A 12269-nucleotide genomic window follows, 5' to 3' on the forward strand; every position below is an offset into this window, starting at 1 on the left:
TGAGATATGTCACGGCCGTCAAGGTCGCCGGATCATATGCTGCGCCGAACCTCACAGCAGGATGCGGACCATGCAAATGCTCTTACACGATCATTTCATACAGAACTGGCCCATGCTGGCCGAGCTATCCCCGACGCAGGGGCAGCAGTTGATGGCTCTCCTTATGTGGATGTTCTCTTGGCTATGGGCATTGGGCGCCGCGGCCTCCATAACGTCATACCTGACTGTGTTCCAGCACCTGGATCAGCACCTGGCTCAGATGATGTTTGTGGGCTTTTTTCTTGTTGCGTTCTCCGTTGGATTGATGGTTATCGAAAGCCGGAGTGCTGGTCTCCATGCGGCGAGTGCAAAAGTTTCGAAGCAGCTCTCCTTGAGATTCAGCAGTCTGGCTTCAGCATGCATGATTGCCGGGCTGCTGCTATTGCTGATGACGTTCTCGGTGTGGGGGTACTTCCTGATGCATCCGCCTCACTAGAGCATGATCCGCGTGGAGGGTTTTCCGCCGCATTGAACTCGCGCCAGAGATCCATCCTCAAGTCAGCGCCAGATCAGCCAGAGCAGCGGCGCCAGGATGCAGAGGCTCAAGGCCACACCGAGCGACAGCCGGCCGAACCTGTGCAGCATCGACAACTGCGAGGGATCAATATTGGGCTGCAAATCCAGCCAGCGCCGAAAGCGCTCCAGCAGCCAGCCGAAGAGGTGAAAGAGAGCTTCGGCCAGCCGGATTACGAGTTCAAAGAGAATTTCGAAGATGAAGCCGGCCAGATCATCGAGGATGAGGTCGAACAGGATCTCCATGCACATTCACCGAGCTGTCGGCCCATCCACCGGGTCGCTGCTCGTACCTGACGTGGGGATCGAATGCGCATGGCGACAGAAGCTGGCGCTTCACCTTCCCGGGATCGTCCCGTGATGTCGGGCCAAGCTGGCATCAATCAAATGAGCGCGAAATCCTGAGCGAGTTGATTGACGGGCAAAGTGCTGCAGTGCACTTCCGCCTCGTCGTCCGATATCGCCCACCGGGCGTTCCTGCTGGCAAGGCTGTCCGGGCGCGCCAAACAGGTTAGGCGACTGCCGTCAACCTGCTGTCCGTTTCGCTGCTTGTGAAGAGTAGCCGTCTGCGAATGGCTTCCTCGACCAGCGCCAGTGTCTGCTTTGCTTCGCGGGCATCAGCCTCGGCCGCCTGTGCGCGAAACTCGATTGCCGTCAACTGATCTTGCTGAGCTTCGATACGCTTCTGGGCTTCCTCAAGAGCCATGGAGGCGTCTCTCAGCTTGCGCTCTGTGGTGGCTATGAGTTCGCGTTGCGCCCGCTCGGCGGCCTCAGCGCGAGCCTCCGTCTCGCGAACACTCTCCTCCATGCTGCGGAATAAATCCGCTGCCTGATAGACAAGCCCGAGAGCCCGAGCACCCGTGTTAGGCGAGGAGGACCTTGCAAACCCAAGGACAGTCTCTCCATCCGGTATTGATCTGCTGAAACCGCGCTGCGCCATCCAAATCAGCCCCACCGCGAATAATGTAAGGGGAGCAGGATGATGCACTTATGGTAAACGCGCGGTTAAGGGAGCCGCTGTCTGGCGCGGCTGCCGCGGAAGTTTAGACGGCCGCGTGTTTGCCACTGAGAACGAGGTGGTGTACCGGGTTCAATTCGGGCAACCGCGCTTTCCGAAGGCCGTCCCAATTGCGGTCAATTACGGCAATTGCGGTGACAGTGCACTTAATCGAACGCTGGTTCTTTCGCGCTTGCCGCAGCTCGGCTATCGCCTGCTCGGCCGAAGCGGGCGCATGGGCAGTCGTACCAGCCGCGCGATGAACGGTCGCCCAAGCGGCTTTCTGCCATTGGGCAATTTGTGCACTGTCACCGTAATTCCGCACCGTAATTCCGGGACACCGGGCTCATTCGGGCAACCCCGCTTTCCGAAGGCCCTCGGTCATCAACTTCGCGTTTGATCGCCCGCCGCGAGCGATCCACGAAGATATTGTAAAGGCGGGATTGAGCTCAAGCAGACGCGCCACCGCTTCACGCGCCTCACCGTCACGTCCAAGATGGGCGAAGGCGGACGCGAGAACGCAGTAAGCTCCCGAATGAGAGCGGTTCAGACGCAGGGCTTTTTTCGCTGCGGCGATGGCCTCGTCAAAATGGCGAAGCTCAATAGAGGCATACCCCATCCCAGCAAACGAATATTGTAGCCACGGGTCTACCGGGCTTACGCGCACGGCGCGCTCAAAGCTCGGGACCGCCTCCTCCAGCAGCCCCGCAACTCTATAGACATGGCCTCTGCAGTTCCATGCGTGAAATGAATTGGGGTTGAGCGCGACCGCCCGGTCGGCCATCTCGATCTCACTCTCACTATCGCCGACTGTGAACGCCGAGACTATGGCAGCCCATGCCAAGATGTCCGGATCACTATCGTCGACGCTCAATGCTAGGCGAAAAAGCCGAACTGCTTCCTTACGCTCGAATTGAGGATCGACGGCATAGCCGAGTTGGATGTTGAGATGGTGACAACCCGCTGCCAGCGCCGCGACCAACCCGAACCGAGGGTCCAGCTCCAAGGCGCGATGAGCAAGCCTTAGCGCCTCGGTCAAAGCTTCGGGTGTAGATAAGGAGAACTGCTGCAGAGCCCGCAGATAATAGTCATAGGCGGTGAGGTTCTCCGGTCGCCGCCGCGCCGCCATTGCCATTTCCGTTTGAAGCAATTTTGGCTGAATGGCCGAGACAACGGCGAGAGTAACTTCGTCCTGCAGAGCGAAAACGTCTGTAACGTCACGCTCGAACCTGTCCGCCCAGAGGTGCGCGCCTGTAATCGCATCAATCAACTGACCCGTGATGCGAACTCGCGCCGACGCCTTACGCACAGAGCCCTCAAGGACGTAGCGCACGCCAAGCCTGCGTCCGACCTCCTTTATATCGGCGGCTTTGCCTTTAAACGTAAAGCTTGAATTGCGAGCGATCACGAACAGCCACTTGAACCGCGAAAGCGCCGTAATGATTTCCTCAACCATCCCATCCGCGAAGTATTCCTGTTCGGGGTCGCCGCTCATGTTCTCGAACGGCAGGACCGCGATGGAAGGCTTGTCGGGCAACGGAGGCGGGCTCTCGCTCTCAGCAACTCGCGCAGGAGCAGCCTCTCGCGTTTCACTTGGTGCCCCCACCTGATAGGCCCTGATTGGCTCTTGGATGTTTTTGACCTGCTGAACACCAACGTCCACGAAGGTCATCGGCAAGACCTTGCGCACCTGATCGTATGTTACGCTGGAGATACACACGCCTCCCGGTTTCGCAATCGACTGTAGCCGCGCGGCAATGTTCACACCGTCACCGAAGAGGTCCCCAGCGCGTATCATTACGTCACCGATGTGGATACCGATGCGGAAACGTATGCAGCGATCAGGTGCGAGACCGGCGTTCGCTTCGGCCAAAGCGGTTTGCACCTCTACCGCGCAGTGCACGGCGTCCACAGCGCTTCCGAACTCCGCAAGGACACTGTCGCCTGCCGTGTTCGCTATGCGGCCCCCCTGGCTCCCAATGAACCGGTCTAGGATTGCCCGCCGTTCGGTCAGCCCTTTGAGCGTGCCGACCTCGTCAACGCCCATGAGGCGGCTGTAGCCCTCCACATCTGCTGCGAAGACTGCGACGAGGCGTCGGCTGACTGCCATAGGGTCTGACATGCGTGCCCCAATGCCCAACCTGTCGTGAGCAGTCTGGGCTCGGTGGCCCATCCCGTCAACTAAGGATGCCCTTGGTCACCGAACCGACTAAGGTCAGCTCGGGCACCCCGGCCAACCGCATGCCCTTAATGATGCGTCCGCACCCGGCACGGAACGTCGAATTATCGCTCCGTGCAGTGGTGGCATCACGAAAGCGGCGAATGGCGAAGCTCGGATCGAGCGCAAGTCCCGCTCGCACTGCGGCCCGCGCTTCCTCCAGCTCCCCGAGCAGCGCGAGCGTGGCCGCGAGACAGAAATGCACAACAGGATTATTCCGGTTTCCGTCGAGGCTCCGACGCAGCCAGACTACTGCTTCGGCATCGGCATTGAGGTGTATCTTGGCAACGCCAGCAATACCAAACCACTGGTTGACCAAGATGTCCCGAGGTGAGAGGCGGATTGCCTCGTTGATGTGAGCTTCGGTTTCTGCGCCTCGACCGAGAAGGAACTTGGCTATGCCGATTGAGGCATGAGCGGCGGCCAAATTGCGATCCAGCGCCAACGCCTGCTCGCACTCAGCGATGCCCCGTGACGCGCGCTTCGTATACATTTGCACGACGCCCCGAATTGCGTGGGCGGAAGCGTGGTTCGGCGCGAGGGATAGCGCTTTGGATACTGTCGTCTCTGCCACCGCAAGCCGCGCTGACCAATCGTCGGTCATAAAGTTAACTGCAATCAACACGTCGACCGCCGCTAAACCGACCATTGCCTCGATATTTCCGGGATCGAGCGCGATGGCCTTCTCGAAAAAACTGCGCGCTTGTGCCAAGTGATCAGGAGCCAGCCCCTTGTTGAACCAATTTCTACCCTGGAACACCAGGTCCATCGCGTCGGGATGCAATGAACGTTCGGCTCGGCGCGCCTCGGCGGTAATGAGTTCGGCATTTAGTGAGTTGGCTAGCCTCGAAACGATTTCGTCCTGCATGTCAAAAAGGTCGGCAACGGGCTTGTCAAAGCGCTCGGCCCAGAGGTGGTTGCCGGTTTCGGCGTCGACCAATTGCACATTCACCCGCAGGCGGCTGCCGCCACGTTGCACCGAGCCTTCGAGCACATAGCGGACGTTTAACTCACGTCCCAGCTTCTTTACGTCAACGGGTTTGCCCTTGAACGTGAAAGCGGTGTTGCGCGCAATCACGAACGCTCCATTGATGCGCGACAAGTCCGTGGTGAGGCTCTCCGTCACACCATCAACGAAGTAGTCCTGTGTCGGATCACCGCTAAGATTGGCAAAGGGCAGCACAACGATGGAAAGACGAGGAGCTGAGAGCGGGCTTAGCCTCGGTGTGGCCGCGCTGGAGCTACCCCGAACCACTGCATAAGCCCGCACGGGAAGGGCGATGTTTTTGAGGTTCTGCTCACCCAGGTCGGCGAACTCAACGCCGACCTTGCCACGGACATAGTCGTAGGCAGAAGACGAAATGCAGATGCTGCCGGGTTCCGCAATGCCTTCAAGCCGCGCCGCGATGTTGACACCGTCTCCAAAAATATCATGAGGCTCGACAATTATGTCGCCGATATTGATGCCCACGCGGAAAGCAATGCGCTCGTCTTCCGCATCGCCGATTGTAAGGTCGTTGATGCGGGTCTGAAACTGCATAGCAGCCCGAACGGCTTCGACTGCGCTCGGAAACTCCGCCAAGAACCCGTCCCCGGTGTTCTTGACAATCCGGCCACCGTGCTCGGCGATTGCCGGGGCGACAGCGCCCGCGAGGAGCGCCGTCAGCTTGGCATGCGTAGCCTCTTCATCTTTGTGCATTAGCCGCGAGTAGCCCGCCACGTCAGCCGCGACTATGGCTGCGAGCCTGCGTCCGACCCTGCCTGGATGCGCTTCGTCCATAGAACGCGATCCCGTTCGAGACAGGCATTATGTACGACGGAAGCGTCTATGAAACCACCGCGCGAACCTCTGACCTACCGGCCCGCCGAGGTTTGGGTTTAGCAAGATGCCCCGGTGTTCCCGTCCGGGTTGCGCACACGTTCCTCAACGAGAACAGAGAGCTACCTAGTTCGCTGCCCAGTGGGGCGCACAAAACGCGCTCAACGCTAATAAGACTGAGGCGCTGGTACAGTTGGGTGGGCTCGAACCACCGACCTCCTGTTCCACAGACAGGCGCTCTAACCAACTGAGCTACAACTGCATTTTTGCGCGAGCCGCCCTTGAGGCTGCCTGAAAGGCTCAAAGCGCCGAGGGGGCTGGACGGGCCGGAAACTAGGTGCAACCGCCCTGTTTGGCAAGGCCGCAGCTAGGCTAAAATCCGGCCTGAATCACCTTATTCCAAAACAAAACCCGGGCCGTGGGGCCCGGGTCTCTTATTCTTTGGGCATGATCTTGTCGGAAAACCGCTACACACTTTTCCGGATCATGCCTAACGGGGCCGATCGGCTTCAGGCGGCGGGCTTGTAGAACTTCGAGGCGCTGGCCTTGATGGGCTCGACGGTCTCGCTGGCGACGCGCTGGCCGAGCTCGGCGAGCTCCTTGGCCTGGGCCTGGAAGGTCTCGAGCTGCTTCCTGGTGTGGCCGTTCCAGAGCTCCATCGCTTCCGACGGCGACTTGAGGCCGAGCAGCTCCTGGGCGAAGTCCAGATGTGCGCTGGTGTTGGCCTTCGTGAATTCCATCAGCTTGGCGGTGTACTCGCCAAAACCCTTGTTGGCGGAGGCGAACACTGCCTCGATGGTGCCGTTCTGGCTCTCGGCAGCATCCTTGAACTTGGCGTAGCTTTCGCGGGCCTGTGACACGCCCTTTTCAGCGAACGCACGCATCTGCTCCGGGACCTCGAACGGAATGATCGAGGCGGAGAATGGATCAGTCGCACCTGTCATGGTTATCCCTCACAATGGTCGAAGAAATTGAGTGAGCCGTCTGGCGCCCGCCGGCCATGATGGCGGGACGGGTACGGTTAGGTGGAAACGCTTAAAACGAGATGGCTCGCCCAGCGCCTCCGGTTATCTACGGATATCATGTCAACATTGTGCGTCGCAATGCGACATCAGGTGCGACGCCGCAATTTAATCCCGGCCAGTGGTAGTTCCTGGCCGGGGAACCTCTGGTTGCAGGTAATTAGACCCCGCCACGAAAAAAAGTGCGCTCCCTCTCCCGCTTGCGGGGGGTGGGGTGAGGGTGTTTCCGCGTCGGGATTGTCGGAGAGCTGCGGAGAAATCCCTGGGCGGAGAGAGCCCCCACCCGCCGCGCTTCGCGCGCCGACCTCCCCCGCAAGCGGGCGAGGTGCACCGAGCCCGCGGCCCGCGGGAAGCGGAATCCATCGGGCCGCAGGGTACGCATGGATTCCGGGCTCGATGCTTCGCATCGCCCCGGACACCGCCCAAACGGCTTCAGTGCTTCGGCTTGGTCGCGTCGATGGCGGCGCGGCTGACGGCCTGGCCCATCTCGCTGGCCTGCTCGGCCAGCACCTTCATCTGCGCCTGCACATATTCGCCGTGCAGACGCATGATCTCGGACAGGTCCTTGGCGTGGATCAGCGACTGGGCGTAGTCGAGCGAGGCCTGCACGTTCCTCTCGGCAAAACCCAGCGCGCGGGCGTTGAGGTCCTTGGCGCCGGCGCGCATGGTTTCGCCGCGCTCCTCGATCGAGCCGGCCGCAGCCTGGGCGCCGCTCAGGAATTTCTCGAACGCATCACGCGCCTGCTTGAAGCTGGTCTCCGCCATGGATCGCATCTCCTGCGGAATCTCGAAACGTTCACGGGCTGGTTCGCTCATGCTGCCACTCCTGTTGTTTTGGTTTCGCCCTTTTGGGCTGCCGTTTTTTCGGAAGCGCCGCCAGCATGACCGGCGCGATGGCGGCCCGCTTCCGTCAGGCCCCACAGCCCCTTACTCACATGCAACGCGCGGGCGGGCTTGCGGGTTCAGCAAGATTAAGGTTATCGCGGCTATGGTCGCTCTTCGGGGCCGGCGGCCGTGGACCTGCCGGCGGCCGCAGGCAATACTAACCCTTTCTTAAGGCTGCCATTCCCGCAAGCCGCCCGACGGATGACGATCAAGAGCCCGCGTGACCCACCAGAACAAGCCGGTTGGATGAATAGCTCGGATTTCCAGTTGCGAGGCGTGGACGATCCGCGGCTGGCCGTGCACGCGACCTCTCCCCTGCCCGCTTGGCTGTGGTCGATCGACGGCACGCGGGTGGTCTGGGCCAACCCGGTCGGCGCAAAACTCTTTGGCGCGACGAACGCCGCCGATCTCGCCAAAAAGGTCTTCGGGCCGGCCGACCCGCACCGCCGCCAGGTCGCGCAGCTCGGCCAGCGCCTGGCGCCCGGCGGCGCGGTGCGGCTCGAGCGCCTGCGCGGCTTTGGCAGCACGCTCGGCACGCTGATGACCTGCGCCTGCGCGCGGCTCGAATTTCCCGACGGCAGCCACGCCGTGCTGGTCGCCGCGATGTCGTCGAGCGGCCGCGTCATGCCGCTGGTCGAACGTCTCCAGCACCTCGTCGAAGGCGCCGAGGTGCCGATGGCGGCATTCGCGGCGGACGGCCTGTTCATCGGCGCGAGCGAGACCGCGCGCACCCTGCTCGGCTTTCCCGATCTCGCCGCGGCGGGCCTCGACGAGGTGCGCGGTGCTGCGCTGGTGCAAGGCCGGGCCGAGACCCCGCTCGGCATCGGCCATTTGGTGCTGCAACGGGTTGGGATGGGAGCCGATATCGGTCTCGTCGCGCTGTACGAGCGGGGCGCATTCGAGGCTGCCCAAGTGCCGCGCCAAGTCATGCCGGATGCGGCGCCCGAGGCGCCGCCGGTCGGGCCCGTTCCATCTGCAGCGCCCAGGGCACCGGCGGTACCGGACTACGAGCAACCGGCGCTGGCCAACGAGGCCCCTGCCGAGTTTGCGCTGTTCGATGCCTTCGCCGAGCCGCTCGAAGCCGTGGCGGTGGAAGCGCCCGCATCGGTTGAAGATGCGGTTGATAACCCGGCCGAAGACATTGTGTCGCCCAAAGCCGAGCCGATCAGTGCGGCGATGGACCAGCCGCTCCCAGTTGCGGATGCGCCTGCCACGCCGCGCAATCAGCCCTTGCGCTTCCTGTGGCAGATGGATGCGGTCGGGCGGTTCGCGCTCGGGTCGGACGATTTCATCCGCCTGATGGGCACGCACACCGCCGCCGGCTTCAGCCGCCTGTGGTCGGAGATCTCAGAGGAATTTGCGCTCGATCCCGAGGGGCGCATCGCCAGGGCGCTCGCCAGGCGCGACACCTGGGCCGGCATCACCGTGAACTGGCCGGTCGATGGCGGCGAGCGCCTGCCGGTCGAGCTCGCCGGCCTTCCGATCTATGACCGGATGCGCAATTTCGCGGGCTTCAAGGGCTTTGGCGTCTGCCGCGATCTCGACGGGCTCAACCGGCTCGATGCGCTCAGGCGCTTCGAGCTGCTCACCGATCCGCCCGCAACGCAAAGCCTTTCGGCCGACACCACCCCGCCGGTCACCGAGCCCGTCACGGAGCCGGAGCCCGAGCCGCCGGCCGTATCAGAGATTCCCGAGCCGATTGCCGAACTGCCTGACCCCTTCATCGACGCGAATTCACAACAAGCCGATTTGGATAAGCAAGTGGAAACGCCCCCCAACGTCGTGCCATTCCGCCCGCTCGGCGACAACAAATCGCCGACGCTCACGCCCGTCGAGAACTCCGCCTTCAACGAGCTCGCCCGGCAATTGTCCGAGCGGCTCGAGCGCGAGAGGGACGCGGCCGCCGCCTCCGTCGAGCCGCAGGAGACGACGCAGGCAGTCGTCGAGGAGCCGCCTGCTCCGCCCGCAGAGGAGAGGCCGCGCGAACTGGCCGAGTGGCTGCTGACCGAGCCCGAGCCGCCGCCGCGCGGCGAGACCATGCGCGACCGCACGCTGCTGGATCTCGTGCCGACCGGCATTTTGATTTACCGGCTCGACCGCCTGCTCTACGCCAACCCCGCTTTCCTTGCGCGCGTCGGCCATGACAATCTGGGCGCGCTGGAGGAAGCCGGCGGACTTGATGCGCTCTACGTCGCGCCGGGTGTGTCATCGACGAGCAGCACCTCGGAGGCCGGCACGCCGGTGACGATCAGTGCGACCGACGGCTCCGACGCGACCGAGGCCCGCCTGCACACGATCGTCTGGGATGGCGACACCGCGCATGCGCTGATCTGCGCGCTGCCAGCGCCAGCGCCCGTCATCGCCGAAGCCGTCGTCGCCGCGGAAGAGCCTGGGCCCGCGTTCGAGGACGAGCCGGAGCTCGAAGCCGGTCAAGCCAATGCGGAAGATCTCGCCGCGATCCTCGACACCACGGCCGAGGGCATCATCATGTTCGATGCCGAAGGCAACATCCACGCCTGCAACCGCAGCGCCGAGGCGCTGTTCGGCTATGACGGCGAAACGCTGCTCCAGCAGAACCTCACCACGCTGTTCGCGCCGGAAAGCCAGCGCCTCGTCATCGACTATCTCGACAGCATCAGGAGCGGCAACATCGCGAGCCTGCTCGACCACGGCCGCGAGGTGCTTGGCCGCGAGCGCAAGGGCGGCGTCCTTCCGCTCGCCATGATCATGGGCCGCACCCAGCCCGATGGCCCGAACTTCTTCGCCGTGTTCCGCGATCTCTCCCAGAGCAAGAAGGGCGAGAGCGAATTGAAGCAGGCGCAGCGTCTCGCCGACGGCGCGGCGAACGCCAAGGCCGACATGCTGGCACGCATCAGCCACGAGATCCGCACCCCGCTCAACGCCATCATCGGCTTTGCCGAGGTGATGATCTCCGAACGCTTCGGCGCGCTCGGCAACGAGCGCTACGGCGACTACATGAAGGACATCCGCGCCTCCGGCGAGCGCGTGATCGCGATCATCGACGATCTCTCGGAGCTTTCGCGGATCGAGACCGGCAAGCTCGACCTCACCTTCGGCAATCTCAACCTCAACGATCTCGTCGAGGCCTGCGTCGTGGTGATGCAGCCGCAGGCCAACCGCGAGCGCATCATCATCCGCACCTCGCTCGCGCATGCGCTGCCCCAGGTCTCGGCCGATGCCCGCGCGCTGCGGCAGGTCGCGATGAACCTGATCGGCAATTCGATCCGGCTCGCGAGCGCCGGCGGCCAGGTCATCGTCTCGACCGCGCTCACCGACCGCGGCGAGGTCGCGCTTCGCATCCGCGACACCGGCCACGGCCTTTCCGAGCAGGAAGTCGCCGCCGCCATGGAGCCGTTCCGTACCCCGCCGCCGCTGGATGCCTCGGAAAGCGCCGAACTCAGCCTGTCCCTGATCAGGGCGCTGGTCGAAGCCAACCGCGCGCGCTTCAACATCAAGAGCGCGGCGAATACCGGCACGCTGATCGAGGTGGTGTTCTCCCCGTCGCTGACAAGGGCCTAGCGCGCGGGCACCGCCGCGCGCGGGATGGCCAGCGCGCGCCAACGGCTGCCGAGGAGCAGCGGGCCAAACGCGATCGCAAAACCTGCGAATGCCGCGACCCAGCCGAATGCTGCGACATGCAGCAACACCTCGCCATGCGCAGGCGAGACCACGGCACAGATGCGCGCCAGCGCCGCCACGACGATCGCCACATAGATCGCTTGCGTCGCGACGGAGGCCGTCAGCGCCTGCCCGGTGTGGCCGAGGGTTGCACGCGTCATCACCGCGAGCGTCATGGTGCCGGCCGCTCCCGCCATCCAGGCGTGGATGCCCGCGCTTGCCGGCAGCGCGCCGAAGCTAGCTGCCGCATGCAGCACGAAGCCGAGCGGCACGAAGGCGTAGCCGATATGCAGGATCAGCAGCAGCCGCTCGTGCGTGGTGCGATCGCCGGCCCAGCGCGCGAGGCGCAAAATGTGGAGCACGCCGACAAGCGCCATTGCAAGGCCGGTGAGCACACTCAGCGGGCTCGCGATCCAGCACACGAGCGCCAGCGCGCTCAGCGCGATCACGCCGCCGTCGAAGCGGCCGAACGGCACCGGCAGGCGGCCGGGATTCATCTTGACCAGCCAGTTGCGTGTGAAGCTCGGGATGATGCGGCCGCCGATCAGCGAGATGAGCAGCACGACCACGGCGATGCCGACGCGGATGCTGTAATCCGCGGCGCCCTCGATATGGGCCTCCAGGTGGAACGCGACGTTGCCGGCGAGCAGCAACAGCACGAGCATCACCACCGGCAGGTTGCGCCAGTTCTTGCCGGCGGCGATCTCGCGCAAGGCGGCGGCGACGACCAGCGCCAGGAATGCAGCATCGACCGCGAGCGCAACGGCCCAGCCGAGCCCCGCCGAACACGTCACTGCGATGCGGCCGGCAGACCACACGATGACCAGAACCGCCAGCGGCGCGCCCTGGATCGGCAGCCGCCCGGTCCAGTTCGGGATCGCCGTGAACAGGAACCCGGTGATCACAGCCGGCAGGAAACCGTAGAGCATCTCATGCACATGCCAGTCGCGTGGGGCGAACGCGGAGCTCAGCGACAGCTCTCCGTAGAACAGCGGCAACCAGACCAGGATCGACGCGGCGGCCTGGATCGCGGCCAGCAGGAAGAACGGGCGAAAGCTGTGGGCCAGTAGCGGCCAGCCTTGGTGGGTGCGGGTACGGGCGCCAGCCATATCGGTAAACTCCGGCTCAATCGGGCTT

The 12269-nt window shown here is 63.4% G+C and carries 9 protein-coding genes and 1 tRNA gene; 2 read left to right on the forward strand and 8 right to left on the reverse strand.

Annotation, left to right across the window (positions count from 1 at the left end; all coding sequences use genetic code 11):
• The first annotated feature begins 70 nt into the window (after window positions 1-70).
• A complete protein-coding gene (locus tag SO180_RS00130; protein WP_449376822.1) occupies window positions 71-475 on the forward strand; it encodes a hypothetical protein in 405 nt (134 codons plus the stop codon).
• A 62-nt stretch (window positions 476-537) separates the two neighbouring features.
• On the opposite strand, the gene SO180_RS00135 is transcribed toward SO180_RS00130, so the two are convergent.
• The 7 genes from SO180_RS00135 to SO180_RS00165 form a co-directional block, all read right to left on the reverse strand.
• A complete protein-coding gene (locus SO180_RS00135) occupies window positions 538-798 on the reverse strand; it encodes a hypothetical protein (protein ID WP_449376823.1) in 261 nt (86 codons plus the stop codon).
• A 265-nt stretch (window positions 799-1063) separates the two neighbouring features.
• The gene (locus tag SO180_RS00140; RefSeq protein WP_449376824.1) at window positions 1064-1360 is read right to left on the reverse strand and encodes a hypothetical protein; all 297 of its coding nucleotides are present in this window, start codon (window positions 1358-1360) and stop codon (window positions 1064-1066) included.
• A 535-nt stretch (window positions 1361-1895) separates the two neighbouring features.
• Window positions 1896-3671: an adenylate/guanylate cyclase domain-containing protein gene (locus SO180_RS00145; protein ID WP_449376825.1), complete on the reverse strand. Its 1776-nt coding sequence runs from the start codon at window positions 3669-3671 to the stop codon at window positions 1896-1898.
• 55 nt (window positions 3672-3726) lie between these two features.
• Window positions 3727-5547 carry an adenylate/guanylate cyclase domain-containing protein gene (locus tag SO180_RS00150; RefSeq protein WP_449376826.1) on the reverse strand — a complete coding sequence of 607 codons (1821 nt, stop codon included), beginning with the start codon at window positions 5545-5547 and terminating at the stop codon, window positions 3727-3729.
• 224 nt (window positions 5548-5771) lie between these two features.
• Window positions 5772-5848, reverse strand: a tRNA-His gene (locus SO180_RS00155).
• A gap of 247 nt (window positions 5849-6095) precedes the next feature.
• Entirely contained in the window at window positions 6096-6530 is a 435-nt protein-coding gene (locus SO180_RS00160) for a phasin (protein ID WP_449376827.1), read from the reverse strand.
• A 510-nt stretch (window positions 6531-7040) separates the two neighbouring features.
• Window positions 7041-7424 carry a phasin family protein gene (locus tag SO180_RS00165; RefSeq protein WP_449376828.1) on the reverse strand — a complete coding sequence of 128 codons (384 nt, stop codon included), beginning with the start codon at window positions 7422-7424 and terminating at the stop codon, window positions 7041-7043.
• 315 nt (window positions 7425-7739) lie between these two features.
• Here SO180_RS00165 and SO180_RS00170 point away from each other — a divergent pair, with 315 nt between their 5' ends.
• On the forward strand, window positions 7740-11033 hold the full coding sequence (locus tag SO180_RS00170) for a PAS domain-containing protein (RefSeq protein WP_449376829.1): 3294 nt from the start codon (window positions 7740-7742) through the stop codon (window positions 11031-11033).
• Here the strand turns inward: SO180_RS00170 and SO180_RS00175 are convergent.
• Window positions 11030-12241: an NnrS family protein gene (locus SO180_RS00175; RefSeq protein ID WP_449376830.1), complete on the reverse strand. Its 1212-nt coding sequence runs from the start codon at window positions 12239-12241 to the stop codon at window positions 11030-11032. The genes SO180_RS00170 and SO180_RS00175 overlap by 4 nt on opposite strands.
• Between the last annotated feature and the right edge of the window lie 28 nt (window positions 12242-12269).

The organism is Bradyrhizobium sp. UFLA05-112, assembly GCF_053572325.1.